Source organism: Parahaliea aestuarii, from assembly GCF_008064635.1.
Lineage (GTDB): Bacteria > Pseudomonadota > Gammaproteobacteria > Pseudomonadales > Halieaceae > Parahaliea > Parahaliea aestuarii.
The window spans coordinates 479,179-499,035 of sequence record NZ_VRYZ01000003.1 but is presented as its reverse complement, the minus strand read 5'-3'; the positions used below and the strand labels follow the sequence as shown (position 1 = coordinate 499,035).

The window sequence follows — 19,857 nt, the reverse complement described above, 5'->3', positions numbered from 1 at the left end:
CCTGCGGGTTTATCAGAATCGTCAGGTTTTAAAGGTAGCAGGTCGCCGGAAAAGGGGATATTGACGAAATTGCGAAGCATATGGACTTTATTGCTGAAACCTGGTCACTATAAGGCCTGATTGAGGACTAAACACTTCAAGAACAAGAAATTGAGGCCCCCGCAAACCATGAGCACCCCCTCCCAATGGCCCCTTCCCCCTCAGGGCGTGCGCCTGCTGACCCCGGCCTTCCTGCTGGAGCAGCTGCACCGCCACCCCCTGACCCGGGACTGTTACCCCACCGCCATGGGCTACTACCCGCAGGCGAGGGGCCATCGCATGCGCCGGCCGCGGCACGACGACAATTTGTTGCTGTACTGCGTGGAAGGCGAGGGCCGACTGCGAGTGGGAGACACCCGTTACCCCATCGGCGCAGGTGACCTGATGGTCTTGCCCCAGGGGCTGGCGCACAGCTATACCGCCGGGCGCAGCCAGCCCTGGACCCTGTACTGGGTGCATTTCCAGGGCGTCAGTTCGCGCCTGTTTGCGGAATACATGGGCTATCGCGATGGCCGGCCGGTTGTACGAGTGGGGCTGGCGCCGGCACTGGCCGCGGGCTTCCACAGCCTGCTGGCGGTGGGCAAAACCGGCTACAGCAGCCGCGCCTTCATCAACGCCGCCAACCAGTTGCGCCACCTCTTCACCCAGTTTGCTCTGGAAGCCAACCGCGAGCGGGCCAGCCACCCCACCGGGCTGAACCTGGAGGCCATCCAGACCTATATGCAGGACAACATCCACCAGAGCCTGGAACTGGATGACCTCGCCGCCGTTGCCCACCTGTCGAAGTTTCACTTCTCGGGGCGCTACAAGGCCCTGACCGGCTACTCACCGATCAAGCATTTCCTGCACATGAAAATCGAGTACGCCTGCCAGTTGCTGGACAGTTCCGATCTCAGCGTAAAGGCGATCGCCGCGGAAGTCGGCTACGCCGATGCGCTGTACTTCTCCCGGCTGTTTCGCAAGACCATGGGGCTGTCGCCGCGGGATTATCGCAGCTCTGTGCGCAAATAGGGTAATCAGGCGGCGTCGCTGCCGCCCTCTTCCAGGGTGCGGCTTGCCAGATGCTTCATCAGCAGGGCGCGCATCCACTGGTGGGCAGCACTGCGAGAGGTTCGGGTGTGACGCATGAGGGACATCTTGCCGCGGTGGTCGCTGTAGGTGTTGCGAATCATGCGCTGTAGTTCCTGGGGCAACTCGCAGCCGACGATCAGGTCCCGGTAGAGGCCGCTGTTCTCGAAGCCGGCATTGGCCACCAGCAGTGAGTTGGTGTGCGTCAGTACGCCAACCGCCGCAGAGAACTGGGTGGTCTCCAGGGCGATGGTGCGATGGACGCCGTACTGGCCCAACACATCGTCGACCAGGGACGTGTTCTCGCGCGCCAGCCCGGGCAGATAGAGGCGCAGGTGCGGGTAACTGAGGAACTCCTTGAGGTTGAAGTCCCGCCCCGCCAGCGCGTGCCCCACCCCCATGTAGCAGCGCGGCGGCAAAGCTTCGATCGGCTCGGCGAGAATATCGCGTTCGGTCTCGCTCGCCACAAAGGTGGCAAAGTCCGCCTCCCCTTTTTTCAGGCGCTCCTGGTAATCCGGCGTCACCTCGCCGGCGATAACCTGAACCTGTGGTGCCACCTGCTGTAATTCGGCCATCAGGCCGGGCAGAAGGCCTTCGCTGATAATCGGCGGCAACAGCAGTTTGAAAGTACCGACAAAGGTGTCCGGGCTGAATCTGTCACTGCCCAGAACCTGCTCCACATTCTCCAGCAGATTCGGCAACTGCTGTGCCAGGGCCTCGGCCCGCGGCGTCGGCACCAGGCCGTGGGCGGTGCGAGTGAACAATTCGTCGTCGAAGGATTCACGCAGTTTCTGCAGGGTTTTGGACAGCGCGGGCTGGGACACCGACAGGCGCTCGGCGGCGCGAGTGACATTGCGCTCTTCCAGTAATATCTGCAGGGCCACCAACAGATTGAGATCGGTGCGAATCAGCTTTCTGGAGATCATCCGGGGCCCGTGATCAGTTATTTGGGCCGATGCTATCAAAGCCCCCCCGGCCCTGCACCGCTTTTCACGACTTTACGAACTATCCGGTGGCCGGCCCGGTGTGCGACTGCTACCATTTAGCCGCCCGATTGACGCGCACACACGAGGCCCACCATGCTGCTCAACCGTATTGTTTTCGCCACATTGCTGGCACTGTCCATCACCGCCTGCAGCGGTGTGGAGACCCGCCCTGACGATACGGCAAACTTCGAGGCCGCCAACTACCTCTACTACAAATGGCGCAGCGAACCGCTGGATAATCGCCGTGGCTCCACCGATCCGATCTACCAGGTCGACCCGGTATTGCGCAAAGCAGTGGACAGCGAGTTGAAGGCCAAGGGGTATGTACTCGACCCGGCACGCGCCCAGTTCAGCGTGGACTACGTCTACGCGGAGGGCCTGCGCATGGGCGAGACCTCTGACTCAGCCAGCAATATCTCCACCTACCCCGGCCAGATCCCCAATCGCAATATGGACCAGGCCTCCATTGACAATGCCATCGCACTCGGCGGCGTCAAGGAGACCAGCAATATCGGCCTGCAATTCAATGACGTGGGGCGCAAGGAAGAGGTCTGGCGCGTAGTGATTACCAAGATCATCGACCGGGTCAACCAGACAGACATCGAGGCGATGAAAAAGACGGTGAACACCGCCATCAGGCACGGCCTGCGCCCGCTGCCGAACGCCGACTGAAAACGCCGCTCAGTAAACGCCCGGGTTAACGCAGTTGGGCATGGCCTCACCCTGCAGGGCGGCAATAATGTTGTCTACGGCCAGATCGGCCATGCGCGCCCGGGTGTGGGAAGTGGCGCTGCCGATGTGCGGCGTGAGCACCACATTGGGCAGGTGCAAAAGAGGGTTGTCGTCGGCGATCGGCTCGCGTTCGAACACATCGATCCCCGCTGCGTAAAGGTCTCCGCGCACCAGTGCCGCGGCCAGGGCGACCTCATCGACAATACCGCCGCGAGCGGCATTCACCAGCACCGCGCCGGGTTTCATGGTGGCAATCCGGGCGGCATCTATCATGTGGTGGGTCTCGGGCGTCAGCGCGGTATGTACGCTGACAAAATCGCTGCGCAGTAGCAGTTCATCGAGGGAAACCCCTTTCACACCTTCGACTTCGCGACTGCTGCGCGACCAACCCAGTACTTCCATGCCGAAACCCCGGGCCCGCCTCGCCACGGCGCAGCCGATGGCGCCGAGACCAACGATACCCAGGGTGGCTCCGCTCACGTCTTTGCCGGTGAAGAAGTCGGGCGCCCAGGCGTTTTCCTGCCGCCAGTTGCCCTGGCGCACGAAGCGATCGGCCTCGCTGACCCGGCGCGCCGCGGCCAGCAACAGGGCAAAGGCGGTGTCGGCGGTGGTATCCACCAGCACGCCGGGGGTATTGCCCACGGCAATGCCGCGTTCGCTGGCAGCGGCGAGGTCGATATGATCCACACCCACAGACATGCTGGAGATGAATTCCAGGTGCGGCGCCTGCGCCAGCACGTCGGAGTTGATACGGTCGGTGAGGAGGCACAGCAGGCCCTGGCAGTCCTGGAGTTCTTCACGCAGGGCATCGGGGGGCAGCAGGCCGGGGCCCATCCACAGGTTGAGGTCGCACAATTCCGCGAGCTGGTGGATGCGTTCACCGGGGAGCTGGTGTGTCACAAAAATTTTTCTGCTCATGCTTTGAGAATACCGCAAAGTGATTTAACGGCAATAGCGCTGGCTGGAAATTCATCCATTTGCCAGCGGTGACGACTCGCCATGCGCCAGGCAAAGCCCCCTATGCAGAACTCCTCCACCGGTCTATGCTGCTGAAAAGTAGATCCTATTCCTTGCCGGGGGAACCGCGCAGCGGCCCCGCAGTCCAAATATCATTACCGGGCAACAGACCCGGCATCCAACAGGTTTACCGCAAGATGACAAATGAAAACCAGGCCATCAATGGCGACCTCAGCCAGCGCGTGGTCGTTGCTACACAGGCCATGCCCTGGAGCGCCAGCCCCGGTGCCGATGTGTGGCGCAAGCGTGTCCATCGCGTGGGTGCGGCGGAGTCAGGGCAGGTCACCTCAGTGGTCCGCTATGAGCCCGGCGCGCGCTTTCCCGGCCACGACCACCCCCAGGGTGAGGAGATTCTGGTACTGGAAGGCGTGTTCTCCGACGAGCAGGGAGACTGGCCAGCGGGCAGCTACCTGCTGAACCCGGAGGGCTTTCGCCACGCGCCCTGGTCAGAGCAGGGCTGTACCCTGTTTGTGAAGCTGCGCCAGTTCCCCGGCGCGGACCGACAGAAAGTTGCAATGCAGACACAGGATCAACCCTGGCAGAGTTCGGTGCGCCGCAGTGTGCAGTGGAAGAAGCTCTATGCCCAGGAACCCTATACGGATTTTATGCGGCTGGAGGCCTGGGACAGCCCGGCCGAACTGGGGCAGATCAATTTCCCCCGCGGGGCAGAGCTGTTTGTGCTGAAAGGCCGTTTTGCCGATGCACACGGCGAGTACGGCACCCACACCTGGCTGCGCATACCGGCCGGTGGTGCGCTGACCCCCAACAGCGATGACTACTGTGAGCTGTATATCAAGGAAGGGGGTTTCACCTACCTCAGGGAGGCCCCGGAAATCCGGGATACGCCGCAGGCGATCGGGGAGTAAGCCGGGCCCCGGCGGGGAGAGCTGGCCGGGACAGTAGCGACCCGGCAGCCCCTTCCCGAAAAATCAGCTAGAGCGTGACACCGCCGTCCACCACGATGCACTCGCCGTTGGTATAGCTGCTGGCATCGGACACCAGGTACAGGACGGTGCCGGCCATTTCTTCCGGCTCGGCGTGGCGGCCCATTGGTATCTGCTGCTTGACCTGGTTGTAAATGTCCTCGTTATCGAACAGGGCGCCGGCAAACTTGGTTTTGGTCAGCCCCGGCAGCAGCGCATTGCAGCGAATCCCCAGCCCGCCGCATTCCTTGGCGAAGGCCTTGGTCATGTTGACCACGGCGGCCTTGGTGATGGAATAGATGGCCTGCATGGCACCCGGCTGCAGCGCATTGATGGAGGCGGTATTCACAATCGCACCGCCACCCTGCTCGCGCATGATCTTGCCCGCCTCGACGGACATGAAAAAGTAGCCGCGGATATTCACATCCACTGTTTTGCTGAACGCGGCGAGGTCGGTGTCTAGAACGTGACCGAAATACGGATTGGTGGCCGCGTTATTCACCGAGATATCCAGCCGGCCATGGGTATTGCGGATATGGGCGAAGATGGCGGCGATGTCCTCCATGCTGCCCACATGGCAGGGGAAGGCCTCCGCGCTGCCGCCGGCGGCGGCGATATCGTCGGCCACCCGCTGACAATCATCCAGCTTGCGGCTGGATACAATCACGTGGGCGCCCTGCTCCGCCAGCAATTTTGCAATGGCCTCGCCAATACCGCGGCTGGCGCCGCTCACCAGGGCAATCTTGCCAGTTAAATCGAAAAGCGTCGTCGGCATCGTCTTTCTCCCTCAGCCCGAACTTTGACTATCAGGGCTTTTTATTGAACTTAGAGTATGCTGGAAACTGCATGATACCCGTCCCCGGGGGGGAAAGTCACCCGGCACGGGATCAGGCGATGCCAGTGGCACAGTCCGGTATTGCGAGCCAGTTCTCAGTTGGGCTCTGGCGGCCATATTGCAAGCCACCGATAATCTGCCAACTGTCCCGAATAAATAGAAACCGCCATCATGAAAATCCGTCCCCGCATCGCGCCATGGGTGCTTCTCGCCCCCGCCCTGATCCTGAGTGGCTGCAAGATCCAGCTTTCTTCGACTGAAGGCGGATCCATCACGACCCAGTCCAAGCGCTTCAACTGCAGCGCCGGACAGTCCTGCTCACCCGTGGATGTCAGCGATCTGACCTTCGATGAAACCTTTATTGCCCGGGCTGACGAGGGCTACGAATTCGCCGGTTGGCGCAAGAGGCAGCGCGGACTCTGCGGTGGCAGCAAGTCAGCCTGCGCCATTAGCACCGCCGGATTTGCGGGCAACAATGTGCTGATGAGCTTCCTCGACAAACCGAATGAAGTGTTTTTCATGGAGGCGGTGTTCCGCGAGGTGGACGGAGATACCGGCTCAGGCACGGGTGATGCCCGCCGCTGCTTCAATCCTGACCTCGGCGCACTGGACACCACCATCGTGGCAAGCTACCGCAGCACCAGCAGCGGGGGTGAAGTCGTCAACGAATCCTACGACCAGGTGATCTCCACCGGCAGCTACAAAGGCCGTTCCGTGCTCAAGGCCGTGTCGAACACCACCGCTACCGGCGCGGCCCCGTCTACCTCGCGCTCCGAGCAGTATTTCGAGGTCAAGCCTGAGAGCCATCGGAGCCTTGTCTATGGCACCCATGTTGAGAGTTTTACACCGCGCTCCTCGCTGTCTGAAATCGAACTGGCACCCCACCGGCTGCAACGATACGACCTGACGGCCGGGCAGTCCTACCAGCAGAACTACACGGTCAACGTCTCCACCAAAATCATGGGGTTCGACAACAAGACCTCGACCTCCGTGACACTGCAAACCACCTTTCTCGGCATTGAGTCAGTGACCGTTCCCGCAGGCACTTACCAGGCCTGCCGCTTCCGCACAGACAGTACCGCTGACAGTGTTGTCAGCACCATCAACGAGTGGTTTGCGGTGGACAGCGGCATGTTCCTGAAGTCCACTGAGGGGACTGCCAGCAATGTGCTGGTTTCAGCCAGCATCAATGGTGCGAATATCTGATACGCCTGGCCCGCTTCAGATCTTTTTCCGCGGCCCGGCACACCAGGCCCAGCTGAAGTAGGCACACAGCACCAGCGCGCAGGCGATCCAGCCGCCGGTATAGCCGAACAGGGCCAAACCGACACCGCCCATCAGGGGGCCGCAGACCCGGCCCCAGGAAGCGGCGGCGCTGGTGGTGCCGAGCATCTCCCCGCGCAGCTCCAGCGGCGTGCGCTGGCTGGCAATGGTATTGAGCAGCGGCATACACAGGGTGCCGCCGGACATGGCGATAAACACCGCCGCAGACATTGCTACCGGGCCGCGGGCGAACAGGGCCACCAGCACGCCGGTCAGGAACAGGCCAATCATCAGGCGCAGCAAACGCCACTCCCCCAGCAGGCGCACCAGCGGGCCGAGCAGTCCCGCCTGCAGCACCACCATAATCGCGCCCTGGGCGCCGAACAGCATGCCCACTTCCCGCGCGCCCCAGCCCAGCAGGTCGCCGGTCCACAGGGGCACCAGGTAGGTAAAACCGCTGGCCACACTGTTGTGCAGGGCATACTGCAATGCGAGCAGGCGGTTGCCGGTCGCCTTCAGCATGGCCAGGCTGCCGCCACTGCCCCCGGTGCGCTGCTTTTCCCGGTTGGCAGCGCGATTCGCGGCGCTGACCGATTCCGGCAGGAACACCGCCGCCGCCACAATCGCCAGGGTCGACATCACACCCGCGGCGATACAGGGCAGGGTAAAGTCGCCGCTGTTACCGGCCAGCAGGCCACCGAGGAAAGGGCCGAGCATAATCCCCAGCCCCCAGGCGGCACCGATCATGCCCATGCCCCTGGCGCGCTGGTCGGGACGGGTGAGGTCCGCCACCATGGCCGAGGCCACCCCGAAATTGCCCGCCATCAACCCGGCGAACGCGCGCGCGGCGTAGACCATCCACAGCTCGCTGGCGAGGCCGAGCATGACGTAGCCCAGCGCCGCCCCGGCGAGGCAGATCATGATTACTTTCTTGCGACCGATGCGATCCGACAGCCGCCCCCAGAAACCGCCGCACAGGCCTGCCCCCGCGGCATAGGCGACGATAATGAGGGCGATGTCCATTTTGCTGGCCCCGAGCTGGGGCGAAAGGAAGGGCAGGATGGGGATGACGATGCCGAAACCGATCAGATCCAGCAGCACCACGCCGAACAGGATGGGCATGGTCTATCCGCCCGCGGTTGCGGTGTCAGTCACCGCGCCAACGCTCCACCTCGGGCAGCTCCAGACCGAACAGATCCAGGGCCCGGCCCACGCTCTGGGTGACCATCTCGTCAATGGAAGCGGGGCGGGTGTAGAAGGCGGGAACCGGTGGCGCAATCACCGCCCCCATCTCCGACAACTGGGTCATGGTACGCAGATGACCGGTGTGCAAGGGGGTCTCCCGCAGCATCAGCACCAGCCGGCGCCGCTCCTTCAGCACCACGTCGGCGGCGCGGGTCAGCAGACTGGAGGTTACGCCGGTGGCAATCTCGGACATGGTGCGCACCGAACAGGGAGCGATCAGCATGCCGCCGGTGGGAAAGGAGCCGCTGGCGATGGAGGCGCCCACGTTCTTTACCGCGTGGACTTCGCTGGCCAGGGCTTTCACTGTGTCGAGGCTGATATCCAGTTCGTGGTGGGCGGTGAGCTGGGCCGAGGCAGACATCACCAGGTGGGTTTCGACCCCGGCGGTGCGCAGCAGCTCCAGTGCGCGCACCCCGTAGAGGATGCCCGAGGCGCCACTGATGCCGACGATCAAGCGCTGCGTCATGTTGCTGCCCTGCCCTGTTTGAATGTGCGCACTGTAACAGGCCACCGCGGTGAATTCACCGCCGCGGCGCGGCGGGTTAAGCTATGGCAAAAGCGGAGCTCCCATGCTGACATTGACCACCGAGCGACTCACCATCGCCTCCCTGACCCCATCCGATGCCCCCCATGTGCTGGCGGTGCTGAACGATCCCGACTTTATCGCCAACGTGGCCGACCGCGGTGTGCGCACGGAGGAACAGGCACGCAGCTATATAGAAGAGGGGCCAGTAGCGAGTTACCGCGAGCACGGCTTTGGCATGTACGCGGTGCGTTTGCGCGATACCGGCGAATTCATCGGCCTTTGCGGGCTGGTCAAGCGACCGCAACTGGCCGACGTGGACATCGGCTACGGCTTTCTGCCCGCCGCCCGCGGCCGGGGTTACGCAGTGGAGGCAGCCCGCGCAGTATGGGACTACGCAGTTCAGGAGCTGGGTTTCACACGGCTGATAGCCATCGTCAACCCGGACAACGCCCCGTCCATCCGGCTGCTGGAAAAGCTCGGATTGACCTACGAAACAGATGTAAAAATGGCGGAGGACGAGGCGCCCATCCGCCAGTACGGCTGGAATAGCCAGAAAAAGGGCCCGCCAAAGCGGGCCGCGAACACCTAGAAGTTGTAGCGCAAACCCGCTTCCAGGCTGCGCCCCGCCTCCGGTGACACATCGCGCAGGAAGGAGGTGCTGAGGCGAATCTCCTCGTCGGTGATGTTGTTGAGTGTGGCGAACAGTGTGAGCTGGCTGTCCGCCACGCCCAGCCGGTACTCAACTCCGGCGTCCCAGCGTGTGTAGCCTTCGGTAGATTCCTCGTTGGCGCCCGGCTTGTCCTGCTCCGCGGCATCGATCACACGCCCCCAGACGTTCAGGTTATCGTTGCCCCAACTCAGGTGGCTTCCCACCCGCACTGGCGGCAGGCGCGGCACGTCATCGCCGTTGTCGAGCTCGCCCTCGGTGATATCACCGAACAGTCGCAACATGACCGCGCCGCCGCCGAAACTGGCGAGGGTAAACTGGCTGTCGACCTCCACACCGCGGAAAGTGGCATCGCCCTGGATATAGGCGTGCACCGGCGTCTCATCCACTTCGATTCCGGTGTTCTCAAGATCGATGTAGTCATGGAAGTCGTTGTAGTAGGCGGTAACTTCCACATAGTGGCTACCGCTGTCCCAGCGCAGGGACAGGTCCGCGTTGTTGGAAGTTTCCGTGTCCAGGTCCGGGTTGCCCAGTTCGATGGCGCTGGTGGCAGCGTGAACGATCCAGGACTCCGGATCACTGTTCTCCACATTGGAGTACAGCTCCTCGATGGACGGCGCCCGCTCGGCGCGCGACAGGGCCAGGCTCAGCTGCCAGGCATCGGTGATGTCCCACAGGGCGGAGGCCGAGGCGCTGAAGGCATTGAAGTCCTGGCTGTCAGCGAAGGTGGTGTCCGGGTCGCGTTCATCCCGGTCGTAGCGCAGCCCCCCTTCAAAGGTCCAGGCGTTGATATGGTAGTCCTCCAGCAGGAACAGGCCGAAATCGCGGCTGTCGGTCAGCGGGATGAAGGCCTCTTCGCCCACAGCGCTGAATTCCTTGTCCCGTGCCTGCAGGCCGACAACGCCGTGCATGCCGGCGAAGGGCTCGTGGACCAGTTCCAGGCGACCCTCCCAGGTATCGCTCGCGTAGCGGGTGCCAACCTCGCCACCGGGTTCGATTTCCTTGTGCTGGTAATCGGTGTAGGTCACAAAAGCACGCGCCACTTCGAAGCCGGGTATCGGTTCGTGCAGATGCATCGCCAGGTCGTAACGGGTCTGCTCCAGGTCGATGCGCACGCCACCGTCCTCGTGGCCGTGCTCCTCATGATCGTGGTCCTCGCCCTCGTGATCATGATCTTCTTCGTGATGATCTCCCTCTTCGTGACCCTCGTGGCCGTCCTCGTCGTGGTGCACGTGGCCGCCGGCGGGAATGCCGTACTCGTTCTCGAGACGGTTGACGGCAAAGCCGACAAAGCCCTTGTCGAAGTGGTAGCTGGCACCGACCGTGGCGCTGCGGGTGCGACCGTCAGTATTGGCTATGTAGCCGTCGGTAGTCTCCTCACCTTCATGCTCCTCGTGGTGGCCTTCCCCGTGCTCCTCCTCATGATCGTGGTCTTCGTCGTGGTGCTCATCGCCGTGCTCCCGGGCTGCCTTGCCGGGAATCTCGAGGTTGTTCCAGTCGCGGTAAAGTCCGTCGATGTGGAACGCGAAATTGCCACTGCCACCTTCAAGCCGGCCGACCAGGGTGTCCATGTCGCTGGCTGCATCGTGGCGGTACTCTGCACCGCCCTCAACACCATCGATACGCCGGGTGGGAATACGGTTGTCGATCACATTGACCACACCACCGATGGCGCCGCCACCATAGAGCAGAGTAGAGGGTCCGCGCAGAATCTCGATGCTGTCGGCGAGCATGGCCTCCACCGACACGGCGTGGTCGGCAGAAATATTGGAGGCGTCGGCACTCGAAGTGCCATTCTGCAGCACCGTGACCCGGGGTCCCTGCTGGCCGCGGATCACCGGCTGGCCGACACCGGGACCGAAGGAGGCGTTGGCCAGCCCCGGCGTGTTGTTTAGGGTGTCGCCAATAGTGGCGGCGGCAGCCCGGCTCAGGTCATCACCACTGAGGACAGTGACAGGCAGGGCGGTTTCGGCGGTCTGTTTGTGCAGGGGCACGGAGACCAGTACGTGTTCAAGCGGCAGTTGCTCGGCAACAGCCGCATTCGCGCCGGCCACAGCCAGTGCGAGAGGCAAAATGCGATTCATTGTTTCTACTCCTGGAAAACGGGAAAGTTCCGGCGTTGTTTCAGGCGTAGTGAGGGGGGCCCCGGCTGAGTTGCGGCCGATAGCGCGCGGCGAGGCAGGCGCTGTCGAGGTGAGGCGCGACAATGGCGCGGCAGTCCTCCAGCGCAAAATCTGGTGTTACCGCCGCCAGTGGCGCCAGTGACTGGGACTTGCACAACAGACATTCGGCATTGCCGTCGCCAAAGCCGTGCATGTGGGAGGCTTCCACTACCGGTACAGCGACCGCACACAGCAATGCCGCCAGCACAAGAATGCGGGCGAAGCTGAAAGTGTCGCGCTGTCTGTGGAGGGCCTGCCTCATCGGATCATCTGGGGAGTTGCTCTAAAACCGGCGGCAGTATACGCAAGCATCGCCGCCGACTCCAGCCCGGCCCGGCGCTCAAGCCCTATTGCGCTGTGCTGAATACCGCCACCACATTGGTCCCAGCGGCCAGTTCAAGCTGACCCTTGGCGGAAATACGGAAGTTGTCCACCACGCCGAGGGCATCCAGGTAGCGGCGCTCCAGGCCGGTCCCTTCGGCGCAGGCCATCAGGGTGCCGGCCAACGGACCAAAGCGCAGCGCGGCGCCGTGCCCGGAACTGCCTTCCCGCGAATAGCCTCCGTTGAAGCGATTACAGCCGGAAAAACCGCTGGCCCGCTGTTCCTGAGCGTCCAGCAGCAAATCCAGCGGCTTGCCGCCGGCGCCGGCATCAACCGCCTCTCCGTCGAGACTCTGCAGCAACCAGTGCGTGCCCTCCAGGACAGCGCCAGGCGACGCCGCGGGATCGGGGCTCAATACTGCCACCGGCTCCGGCACGCGCGACACCAGGATTTCAATCGGCGCATCGCCAAAGGGGTCGATATGCTCGGTGCTGGTGAACAGCAGCTTGCCGCCGGCGTGGATCTCGGCGCGCAGGGCATAGCGGTGGCGGGCATCGATCCGCTTGTTGTCGTATTCGATACGGAAGGCGTAGGGCGGCCCCGCATCCCCGGGCAGCGCCACGGTAGCCAGGGTCTCGGCCGGCGCATCGGCGCGGGAAATATCCTGCAGTTCCACCTCCACCGAGGCATTGGGCGGCAGGCGCATGCGCTCGCGGTAAATCACGGTTCCTTCAATCCAGGTCACCTCATCCCCTCCCGCGTTGTTTCCCGCGTTGTTTCCCGCGCTGTCCCCGCCACAGGCCTGCAGCAAGCCCGCTACCAACATTACCGACAGCGTCGCCACAGCCAGCGAGGCCCTGCGCAACGTCCCGACGACCATTCTCATGCTCCGTTCCCCTTTATTTCGACATCACCGACAGTCCTGCCGGTGCAGCATAGACCCCTGCAAAGCCGGAAAGTTGCCGCTGCTGGCAAGGCGCCACCACAGGGCGTCACAAAAGCTTCAGCAAATCATCACTCTGACGTCACATTGCCACAGCATCCTCGCTGCCATGATCACCCGTTCACTCCACCCTCACCCACTGGGAGCACAACCGTGCAGGACATGCTCACCCTCTGGTGCGTCAGCGATGGTAAACCGGGCCACCACAGCCAGCTGTCAGGGCTGGCGAGTGCGCTGGTGGAGCGCCAGTACTGCCGGGTGCGCTGGTTTGAAACAGCCCACCAGCCGCTGCGCCAGGCCGCTGGCGCGGGCCAGTCGCCGGACCTCATCCTGTGCGCCGGCCACCGTACACATCAACACAGCTTACACCTGAAGTGGCGCTACGGGGGCAAACTGGTCGTACTGATGAAGCCCAGCCTGCCGCGCTGGCTGTTCGACCTGTGCATCGTGCCGCGCCACGACGGGCTCGCCCCCGGGCGGCATGTGCTGCTGACCGAAGGCTCACTCACCGACATACGCTACACGCCGGTGCGCTCCGGTGGACGCGGCCTGATACTGATCGGCGGCCCGTCCCGCAACCACGGCTGGAGCGACCTGCAGATGCTGTCCCAACTGGAAGCCCTTCAGGCCTCCGACCCGGATCGCCACTGGACCATCACCACCTCCCGTCGCACCCCCGCCAGCTTCACTACCGCGCTTCAGGCTCTATCCAGCCAGCACTGCGACGTGTTGAGTGTGGAGCAAACCAACCGCGAGTGGCTGCGCCAGCAATTCGCAACAGCCGAACAGATATGGGTCAGCGAAGACAGCGCCTCGATGGTCTACGAAGGGCTTGCCAGCGGTGCGCGGGTCGGCATCCTGGCAGTGCCGCGCCGGCGCTCCGGGCGAGTCAGCCGCGGTCTCGACCAGCTGGTGTCGGCCAATCATGTCTGCACGCTGGCAACCGCCCTGCAGACCCGCGCCGCCCTGCCACCGTCCCCGCCGCCACTGCGCGAAACCGAGCGTGTGGCAAAGCACCTGCTGGAACGGTTCAGCTACGAGTGGAGCATGCCTGGCCGTGAAAGTGCTCCAGGTTTTGCCCCGCCTCGATAGCGGGGGCGTCGAACGCGGCACGCTGGATTTCGCCCGGGCCCTGACAACTGCGGGCCACGAATCACTGGTGATGTCGGCCGGGGGGCGACTACAGGAGCGACTGCAGGAGCAGGGCAGCGTACATCTCAAGTTCCCGGTACACGCCAAATCCCCAACGTCGCTACTGCACATCGGCGCCCTGCGCCGCCTGCTGCTGTCGCTGTCGCCGGACGTCATTCACCTGCGCTCGCGAGTGCCGGCCTGGATGGTGTGGCTGGCGCTGCGCCCACTGCCACCCGACCAGCGCCCGCTGCTGGTATCGACCTTCCACGGCCTGTATTCGGTCAGCCGCTACAGCGCCATCATGGGCTGCGGAGACCGCGTGATCGCCATTTCTGACTGCGTTCGCGACTACATACTGCGCCACTACCCGCGGATCGAGCCACAGCGCATCCGGGTCATTCCACGGGGCGTGGACACCAGTGAATTCCGGAGCACTGCACCTTGCGCCTGCACCACCGGCGGTATCCGGGATCAGTGGCAGCGCGATTTCGAAACCGAACACCCCCAAACCCGGGGCAAAAAGCTGCTGTTGATGCCCGGGCGTCTCAGTCCCTGGAAGGGGCAGCACGAATTTATCGACCTGATCGCCGACCTCAAGCGCGAGGGCGAAAACTGCCACGGTGTGATCGCCGGGGAGCCAACACCGGGTAAGGAACACTACCTGAAGGCCCTGCAGCAGCAGGTGCGGGCCCAGGGCCTGGAACACCAGGTCACCTTCCTCGGCCACCGCAATGACATGCGTGCTCTCTACGCCCACGCCGCCGCGGTGCTGAGCCTGTCGCGCAAGGCGGAGCCTTTTGGCCGCACCGTTATCGAGGCGCTGGCGGTGGGTGTCCCGGCAGTGGCCTGGAACCGCGGCGGCCCTGCAGAATCGCTGCGCCTGGCCTTCCCGCGGGGCCTGGTGGAAGCGGACAACCGACTGCAACTGGCGGCCTGTGTGCGCGGCATCCTCGCCGCGCCGCCTCTGCCGCTGACACTGCCGCCGCAATTTACCCTCGCCGCCCAGGCAGCTGCGACCCTGGATGTCTATGCCGAGGGACTGGCACAGCGCAGGCAGCAGGCCTGATGCGTATCCTCCACGTCGCCCACCAGCAACTGCGCAAGTACGGCCACACCCGGGTGAGCTGGGCGCGCAAGCTGTTTCATGGCCTGGTGCGCAATGAGCACTACCTGGTACAGACCTTCTCCGACCGCGATGTGGCAGCCTTTGAAGCGCCGCTGGGCATACGCGACCTCGGCGCCCGGCGCTGCAACCAGCGACTGCTGCAAACGGCAGAGGCCTTTGCACCGGAGCTGGTACTGATCGGCCACTGCGACCTCATCAGCAACGACACCCTGAATGAATTGCGCCGGCTCTGCCCGGGCACGGTGATCGCCGGCCTCAACAACGACCCCCTGTTCGCGCCCGAAAACGCCGCCAAAATTCACCACCGCTGCGAGGCTGTGGATGTGATGTTCGTCTCCACCGGGACCAGGGAGCTGGCGCCCTTCCGGGGGCGGCGCGCCCGGCTGCGCCACATGCCGAACCCCGTAGATCCGGCCATCGAGAGCGCCGACAACAGCAACCGGACCGACTTTGATCACGACCTCCTGTTCTGCAGCAAGTCCCGGGCCCACACCGAGCGCGGCAAACTGGTGGCCGCCCTGCGGGACAAGCTGCCCCCCGACCTGCGCTTTCACACCCCGGGCAGTTGCGGAACACCGGGCGTGTGGGGACGCGCCTACGACGAAACCCTGGCGGCGAGTCGCATGGGGCTCAACCTCAATCGCCAGGAGGGCGGGCACTGGTATTCGTCGGCGCGCATGGCGCAGATGGCCGGCAACGGGCTGCTGGTCTTCACCCATGCGGCGGCTGGTTTCGCGGAACTTTTTCCCGCCCAAAGCCTGGCCTATTTCGACGACGAGAGCTCACTGCTGGCGCAGATCGAGGGCTTCTTTCACGACGATGCCCGGCGCAGGCACTGGGCTGCCAACACCCGCGCCTTCTTCCACCGCGAAATGAACTGCACCCTGTACGCCCGCTACATCGTCGAGGCCAGCCTCGGCCTGCCCTTCAGCCACGAATACGTGTGGGAGCGGTGTCCGTGAGCGGCTCCCTCACGGTGGTGCAGGCCCTGGCCGGGGCACCCTACGGCGGCGCAGAGAACTTCTACACCCGCCTGGTCTGCGCCCTTGCGGAACAACCGGGCCTGCGGCAGTTTGCCTTCACCCGCGGCAATGCCGAGCGCGAAACCCGGCTGGGGGCCGCTGGCGTCCCGGTGCAGACCTTCCGCTTCGGCGGCCCCCTGAGCCTGCCCGGACACTGGCGTTATCACCTCGCCCTGCGCAAGCTGGCCCCCGATGTCGTGGTCACCTACATGAACCGGGCCAGCCGCTGTACGCCCGCCGGCGACTACCGGCTGGTGTGCCGGCTGGGCCACTACTACGACCTCAAGTACTACCGCCACGCCGATCACTGGGTCGGGATCACACGCGGCATCTGCGATCATCTGGTGCGCGGCGGCATGCCGGCGGCCCGGGTCCACCGGCTGCCCAATTTCGCCGCGGAAACGACACCGGAGCCGGTTGCGCGGGAGCACCTGAACACACCGCCGGGCGTACCCCTGCTGCTGAGCGCCGGGAGGACCCATCGCAACAAGGGCTTCGACATTCTCCTCAGGGCCCTCGTTAAACTGCCCGGGGTGTGGCTGTGGCTGGCCGGGGATGGCCCCGAGCGGGCAGCGCTGGAAAACCTGAGCCGGGAGCTCGGCATCGCCGACCGCGTTCGTTTCCTCGGCTGGCGCCAGGATGTGGACGCGCTGATGCGCAGTGCCGACGCCTTTGTCTGCCCCTCTCGCCACGAGGGTCTCGGCAGCATCGTGCTGGAAGCCTGGTATCACCGCTGCCCCATTGTCGCCACCCGCTCACAGGGCCCCCGGGAGTTGATCGAGGACGGGACCAACGGCCTGCTGTGCCCGGTTGACCAGGTCGCGCCGCTGGCCGCGCGCATCCGCGAACTGCTGGCCGCTCCCGCCGCGGCACGGCGGCTGGCCGATGCGGGCAGCGATCACTATCGGCAGTATTTCAGCCGCGCCACGGTGTCCGGGCAATATCGGGAGCTGCTGTTTGACATTGCCGCCACCCCCGGTGTCGGGGACAAGCACCGGTGAAGAGGCCTGAAGCCCTGCAACTCGACGCTGCACGAGCCTTTGCCCGTGGCGGCAACCGCCTCTGTTTTGTCGACCCCCGCGACAGCCAGCGCTGCATCAAGGTGCAAAGACCGGATCGATCGCCGCAGGACAAACGGCGCAGTGCGCCCCCGTGGAAACGCCTGCGCAGTACTCGCAGTTTCGACGACAACCAGCAGGAGGCGATGATCTACCGCCTGATCCAGGCACACTGCGGCGAAGCCGCCTTCGCCCTGGTGCCGCGACTGCACGGTTTCGTGCCCACCAGCCTTGGCCCCGGTCTGTGCAGCGAGCTGATACGCGACGGCGACGGGCGTATTTCCCGCACCCTGAAACACTATCTGTGGGCGCGGGGAGATACGGCCAGCCTGCAGGGCATTCTCGCCGATTTCGCCGGGCAGTGGACCGGCCTCGGCATGCCCTCCCGGCGCCTCCTGCTGCACAACATCGTGGTGCAATGCGACGCCGACGGGCCCCGCGCCCTGAAGGTGATCGACGGCCTTGGCTGGCCCGACTTTCTACCGCTGGCCAACCACATTCCCGCACTCGCGCGACGCAAGGCCCGCAGCCGCGTCATGCACCTGCAGCAGGCGATCATCACCCTGCTGGCGCGGCGGGAAGCCAACGGCGACTTCGGTATTCACGGCTGGCTGGACGAATCGCGGCGCCGGTGCTGATGCCATCGCCCACGACCCTCCGCCCCTGCCCGACCGTGCCGGCAGGTTGGATGGCAGGCCCGTGCCTGCTGCTGTTGCTGGTATGGGCCAGCGTACCCTTCACCCTGACAGACATGGCCCGGCTGGCGGCGCAATTGCTGGTGCTTGCTGCACTGGTGCTGTCGCTGCGCCAGTGGCGGGACTGCCTTCGCCATCCCCTGTGCTGGCTGCTACTCGCCGCACTCGCGCTGCAGCTTACCAGCTGGGGGCTGAGTCACTGGCTGCATCCGCAACTGGCGGAGCGCTCGCCCCGCCTGCACCGCCTGGCAGCCTGGTTTTTCCTGATCCCCGTGGCGCTGTTTGCAGGCGGAGCCAGGCAGGGTGTCGCCCTGTGCTGGCTGAGCGCCCTGCTTGCCCTGCTGCTATTGCCCTGGACAACGGGCAATGGCTGGGAGGAACTGGGCCGGGGCATTGGCGGCGAGCGCGTCAGCTTCGGCCTGCTCAATGCACAGCACACTGCGCTGCTGTTCGGCGCCGCCCTGCTCGGGGTGTGGCTGGTACCAGCGAATGTACTTGCGCCATCACTGCGCGACTCCCCCGCCGGGCACCTGGCCCGCCCCCTGCTGATCGCCAGCTGCCTCTACGGCGTACTGCTCAGCCAGACCCGCGGCGTATGGTTGGCGCTGCTGTGTGGCATCGCTGCGGCCGTGGTGTTTCGCAGCTGGCGTGGCCGGCGCCTGCGAGCGTCAGCCTTGCTGCTGCCCCTGGTACTGGTGATGGCCAGCCCGCTGGGCGACGCTGTGTATGAACGCCTGCAGAGCGAGAGCCCCGGCAACCTGCAGGAAAATGTCCGGGTGCGGCTGGCCACCTGGGACGAGTCGATGCACTGGATCGCGCAGCGCCCGGCCCTCGGCTGGGGAGGCCAGGGACGCGCCGCCGTGGTGCGGGCCAGCGCCGGACTCAGCGACGACGAGCGCAATAGATTTCGCCATTTGCACAGCAGCTACCTGGACATCCTGGTGAACTGGGGTGGGGCTGGCTTGCTGCTGTACGCCACCCTGCTGGGCTGGTTGAGTCTGCACTTCTGGCGCAGCTGGCGCGGCGGAATCCTGCCGGAACCGGTCTTCACGTTCTGGTGCGCCTTCCTGCCGTACTGGCTGGTGGCCAACGGTTTCGAATCATTCGTGTTCTACCAGTCCGGCGCCTACCTCTTTGCACTGGTCGCCGGCGGCTGCCTGGCATTGTGCCGCGGCGAACGGGCAGCGGCATGATGGATGTACTCCGCCGGGCAAGGGCGCGTCGGGACCGGCGCCTGCAACAGCAGGCAATGGCCGCCACCCGCTACCGGCAACTGGCTCAGCAGGCGATAGCGCGCCGCCACAGCGGCACCGGGAACTGCGAGCCCGACCAGCTGATCGTGTCGCTGACCTCCTTCCCCCGGCGCATTGACCAGCTACATCTGTGTATCGAGAGCCTGCTCAGCCAGAGCCTGCCGCCGGACCGGGTGGTGCTGTGGCTGTCGCGACAGAACTTCCCCCGGCAACAGCAAGAGCTGCCGCAAACGCTGCGTGCCCTTTGCCGCTGGGGACTGGATATCCAGTTTCGCGACGGCGATATCGGCCCCTACAAGAAAATCATCTACGCCCTGCAGGACTACCCGTCTTCGCTGGTCATTACCGTCGATGACGACATCCTCTATCCAGCGGATCTTGTGGCGCCCCTGTATCGCGCCTGGCAGGCGCAACCGGACGTTATCCACTGTCATCGCGGGCACGACATGCTTGTCGACGCGACGGGAATGCCGCTGGATTACACCCGCTGGCGGCTGGGCCAGGGAGAAGTCGAACCTTCGCTGAACGTTTTCCCGACCGGGGTGGGCGGCGTACTCTATTTCCCCGGCGCGCTGCACCCGGAGGTCACTGACAGCGAACAGTTTTTGCGTCTGTGCCCGCGGGCCGACGATGTCTGGCTGAAGGCGATGAGCCTGCTGCAGGGTACCCGCTGTGCAGTGGTACCGGGCGGCAGACACTGGAAGGAGCGCTTCCTGACGATTCCGGGCAGTCAGCAAACGTCACTGAAGCGCGAAAACTGGCGCCAGCGGCAAGGCAACGATGACAAACTGAGAGCGGTGTTCGAGGTCTACGATCTGGCGCTGCGACTGCGGTCCTGAGT

General features: G+C 64.3%; 20 protein-coding genes. 12 read left to right on the top strand and 8 right to left on the bottom strand.

Translation table 11 applies throughout. The features are described 5' to 3' along the window. Nucleotides 1-168 precede the first annotated feature (168 nt). A complete protein-coding gene (locus tag FVW59_RS09555; RefSeq protein WP_148064015.1) occupies nucleotides 169-1,050 on the top strand; it encodes an AraC family transcriptional regulator in 882 nt (293 codons plus the stop codon). Nucleotides 1,051-1,055: 5 nt separating this feature from the next. Here FVW59_RS09555 and FVW59_RS09550 read toward each other — a convergent pair whose 3' ends face one another. After that, the gene (locus FVW59_RS09550; protein WP_148064014.1) at nucleotides 1,056-2,033 is read right to left on the bottom strand and encodes a LysR family transcriptional regulator; all 978 of its coding nucleotides are present in this window, start codon (nucleotides 2,031-2,033) and stop codon (nucleotides 1,056-1,058) included. A gap of 153 nt (nucleotides 2,034-2,186) precedes the next feature. On the opposite strand from FVW59_RS09550, the gene FVW59_RS09545 reads away from it, so the two are divergent. Then, nucleotides 2,187-2,765, top strand: coding sequence for a DUF4136 domain-containing protein (locus FVW59_RS09545; protein ID WP_148064013.1), 579 nt, complete (start codon nucleotides 2,187-2,189; stop codon nucleotides 2,763-2,765). Nucleotides 2,766-2,774: 9 nt separating this feature from the next. Here FVW59_RS09545 and FVW59_RS09540 read toward each other — a convergent pair whose 3' ends face one another. Further along, a complete protein-coding gene (locus tag FVW59_RS09540) occupies nucleotides 2,775-3,725 on the bottom strand; it encodes a 2-hydroxyacid dehydrogenase (RefSeq protein ID WP_246139687.1) in 951 nt (316 codons plus the stop codon). Nucleotides 3,726-3,979: 254 nt separating this feature from the next. On the opposite strand from FVW59_RS09540, the gene FVW59_RS09535 reads away from it, so the two are divergent. Further along, nucleotides 3,980-4,708, top strand: coding sequence for a cupin domain-containing protein (locus FVW59_RS09535; RefSeq protein ID WP_148064011.1), 729 nt, complete (start codon nucleotides 3,980-3,982; stop codon nucleotides 4,706-4,708). Between the two features lie 67 nt (nucleotides 4,709-4,775). Here FVW59_RS09535 and FVW59_RS09530 read toward each other — a convergent pair whose 3' ends face one another. After that, entirely contained in the window at nucleotides 4,776-5,540 is a 765-nt protein-coding gene (locus FVW59_RS09530) for an SDR family oxidoreductase (RefSeq protein ID WP_148064010.1), read from the bottom strand. A gap of 231 nt (nucleotides 5,541-5,771) precedes the next feature. Between FVW59_RS09530 and FVW59_RS09525 the strand changes: the two genes are divergently transcribed. Next, the gene (locus FVW59_RS09525; RefSeq protein WP_148064009.1) at nucleotides 5,772-6,806 is read left to right on the top strand and encodes a TapB family protein; all 1,035 of its coding nucleotides are present in this window, start codon (nucleotides 5,772-5,774) and stop codon (nucleotides 6,804-6,806) included. A gap of 15 nt (nucleotides 6,807-6,821) precedes the next feature. Here the strand turns inward: FVW59_RS09525 and FVW59_RS09520 are convergent, their stop codons facing one another. Together FVW59_RS09520 and FVW59_RS09515 are read right to left on the bottom strand one after the other, a co-directional pair. After that, nucleotides 6,822-7,985 carry an MFS transporter gene (locus FVW59_RS09520; RefSeq protein WP_148064008.1) on the bottom strand — a complete coding sequence of 388 codons (1,164 nt, stop codon included), beginning with the start codon at nucleotides 7,983-7,985 and terminating at the stop codon, nucleotides 6,822-6,824. Nucleotides 7,986-8,010: 25 nt separating this feature from the next. Further along, the gene (locus FVW59_RS09515; protein WP_148064007.1) at nucleotides 8,011-8,574 is read right to left on the bottom strand and encodes a UbiX family flavin prenyltransferase; all 564 of its coding nucleotides are present in this window, start codon (nucleotides 8,572-8,574) and stop codon (nucleotides 8,011-8,013) included. A 103-nt stretch (nucleotides 8,575-8,677) separates the two neighbouring features. On the opposite strand from FVW59_RS09515, the gene FVW59_RS09510 reads away from it, so the two are divergent. Next, the gene (locus FVW59_RS09510; protein WP_148064006.1) at nucleotides 8,678-9,223 is read left to right on the top strand and encodes a GNAT family N-acetyltransferase; all 546 of its coding nucleotides are present in this window, start codon (nucleotides 8,678-8,680) and stop codon (nucleotides 9,221-9,223) included. On the opposite strand, the gene FVW59_RS09505 is transcribed toward FVW59_RS09510, so the two are convergent. The 3 genes from FVW59_RS09505 to FVW59_RS09495 all read right to left on the bottom strand — a co-directional run bounded on the left by FVW59_RS09505 (nucleotide 9,220) and on the right by FVW59_RS09495 (nucleotide 12,671). Then, nucleotides 9,220-11,385: a TonB-dependent receptor gene (locus tag FVW59_RS09505; protein ID WP_148064005.1), complete on the bottom strand. Its 2,166-nt coding sequence runs from the start codon at nucleotides 11,383-11,385 to the stop codon at nucleotides 9,220-9,222. The two genes, FVW59_RS09510 and FVW59_RS09505, sit on opposite strands and share 4 nt — an antisense overlap. A gap of 40 nt (nucleotides 11,386-11,425) precedes the next feature. Then, nucleotides 11,426-11,725: a hypothetical protein gene (locus FVW59_RS09500; RefSeq protein ID WP_148064004.1), complete on the bottom strand. Its 300-nt coding sequence runs from the start codon at nucleotides 11,723-11,725 to the stop codon at nucleotides 11,426-11,428. A gap of 85 nt (nucleotides 11,726-11,810) precedes the next feature. After that, on the bottom strand, nucleotides 11,811-12,671 hold the full coding sequence (locus tag FVW59_RS09495) for a YbaY family lipoprotein (RefSeq protein ID WP_148064003.1): 861 nt from the start codon (nucleotides 12,669-12,671) through the stop codon (nucleotides 11,811-11,813). 219 nt (nucleotides 12,672-12,890) lie between these two features. Between FVW59_RS09495 and FVW59_RS09490 the strand changes: the two genes are divergently transcribed. The 7 genes from FVW59_RS09490 to FVW59_RS09460 are packed head-to-tail and all read left to right on the top strand — an operon-like array spanning nucleotide 12,891 to nucleotide 19,855. After that, nucleotides 12,891-13,820 carry an ELM1/GtrOC1 family putative glycosyltransferase gene (locus FVW59_RS09490; protein ID WP_246139692.1) on the top strand — a complete coding sequence of 310 codons (930 nt, stop codon included), beginning with the start codon at nucleotides 12,891-12,893 and terminating at the stop codon, nucleotides 13,818-13,820. Continuing rightward, nucleotides 13,786-14,928 (top strand): glycosyltransferase family 4 protein, encoded by a 1,143-nt coding sequence (locus FVW59_RS09485; protein WP_148064001.1) that lies wholly within the window; start codon nucleotides 13,786-13,788, stop codon nucleotides 14,926-14,928. The genes FVW59_RS09490 and FVW59_RS09485 overlap by 35 nt, the downstream gene beginning before the upstream one ends. Further along, nucleotides 14,928-15,950, top strand: coding sequence for a glycosyltransferase family protein (locus FVW59_RS09480; protein ID WP_148064000.1), 1,023 nt, complete (start codon nucleotides 14,928-14,930; stop codon nucleotides 15,948-15,950). The genes FVW59_RS09485 and FVW59_RS09480 overlap by 1 nt, the downstream gene beginning before the upstream one ends. Continuing rightward, nucleotides 15,947-17,011: a glycosyltransferase gene (locus tag FVW59_RS09475; RefSeq protein WP_148063999.1), complete on the top strand. Its 1,065-nt coding sequence runs from the start codon at nucleotides 15,947-15,949 to the stop codon at nucleotides 17,009-17,011. The genes FVW59_RS09480 and FVW59_RS09475 overlap by 4 nt, the downstream gene beginning before the upstream one ends. Beyond that, nucleotides 17,008-17,706 carry a YrbL family protein gene (locus tag FVW59_RS09470; protein WP_148063998.1) on the top strand — a complete coding sequence of 233 codons (699 nt, stop codon included), beginning with the start codon at nucleotides 17,008-17,010 and terminating at the stop codon, nucleotides 17,704-17,706. Before FVW59_RS09475 ends, FVW59_RS09470 begins: the two co-directional genes overlap by 4 nt. Before the next feature lie 50 nt (nucleotides 17,707-17,756). Then, complete coding sequence (locus FVW59_RS09465; protein ID WP_187275834.1) at nucleotides 17,757-18,956, top strand: O-antigen ligase family protein; 1,200 nt, start codon at nucleotides 17,757-17,759, stop codon at nucleotides 18,954-18,956. Next, nucleotides 18,953-19,855 (top strand): hypothetical protein, encoded by a 903-nt coding sequence (locus tag FVW59_RS09460; RefSeq protein ID WP_148063996.1) that lies wholly within the window; start codon nucleotides 18,953-18,955, stop codon nucleotides 19,853-19,855. Before FVW59_RS09465 ends, FVW59_RS09460 begins: the two co-directional genes overlap by 4 nt. Nucleotides 19,856-19,857 lie beyond the last annotated feature (2 nt).

Coding starts and splice junctions, on each gene's coding strand:
- FVW59_RS09555 (WP_148064015.1), top strand. CDS start 169: ATGAGCACCCCCTCCCAATGGCCCCTTCCCCCTCAGGGCGTGCGCCTG.
- FVW59_RS09550 (WP_148064014.1), bottom strand. CDS start 2,033: ATGATCTCCAGAAAGCTGATTCGCACCGATCTCAATCTGTTGGTGGCC.
- FVW59_RS09545 (WP_148064013.1), top strand. CDS start 2,187: ATGCTGCTCAACCGTATTGTTTTCGCCACATTGCTGGCACTGTCCATC.
- FVW59_RS09535 (WP_148064011.1), top strand. CDS start 3,980: ATGACAAATGAAAACCAGGCCATCAATGGCGACCTCAGCCAGCGCGTG.
- FVW59_RS09530 (WP_148064010.1), bottom strand. CDS start 5,540: ATGCCGACGACGCTTTTCGATTTAACTGGCAAGATTGCCCTGGTGAGC.
- FVW59_RS09525 (WP_148064009.1), top strand. CDS start 5,772: ATGAAAATCCGTCCCCGCATCGCGCCATGGGTGCTTCTCGCCCCCGCC.
- FVW59_RS09520 (WP_148064008.1), bottom strand. CDS start 7,985: ATGCCCATCCTGTTCGGCGTGGTGCTGCTGGATCTGATCGGTTTCGGC.
- FVW59_RS09515 (WP_148064007.1), bottom strand. CDS start 8,574: ATGACGCAGCGCTTGATCGTCGGCATCAGTGGCGCCTCGGGCATCCTC.
- FVW59_RS09510 (WP_148064006.1), top strand. CDS start 8,678: ATGCTGACATTGACCACCGAGCGACTCACCATCGCCTCCCTGACCCCA.
- FVW59_RS09505 (WP_148064005.1), bottom strand. CDS start 11,385: ATGAATCGCATTTTGCCTCTCGCACTGGCTGTGGCCGGCGCGAATGCG.
- FVW59_RS09500 (WP_148064004.1), bottom strand. CDS start 11,725: ATGAGGCAGGCCCTCCACAGACAGCGCGACACTTTCAGCTTCGCCCGC.
- FVW59_RS09495 (WP_148064003.1), bottom strand. CDS start 12,671: ATGAGAATGGTCGTCGGGACGTTGCGCAGGGCCTCGCTGGCTGTGGCG.
- FVW59_RS09490 (WP_246139692.1), top strand. CDS start 12,891: ATGCTCACCCTCTGGTGCGTCAGCGATGGTAAACCGGGCCACCACAGC.
- FVW59_RS09480 (WP_148064000.1), top strand. CDS start 14,928: ATGCGTATCCTCCACGTCGCCCACCAGCAACTGCGCAAGTACGGCCAC.
- FVW59_RS09465 (WP_187275834.1), top strand. CDS start 17,757: ATGGCAGGCCCGTGCCTGCTGCTGTTGCTGGTATGGGCCAGCGTACCC.
- FVW59_RS09460 (WP_148063996.1), top strand. CDS start 18,953: ATGATGGATGTACTCCGCCGGGCAAGGGCGCGTCGGGACCGGCGCCTG.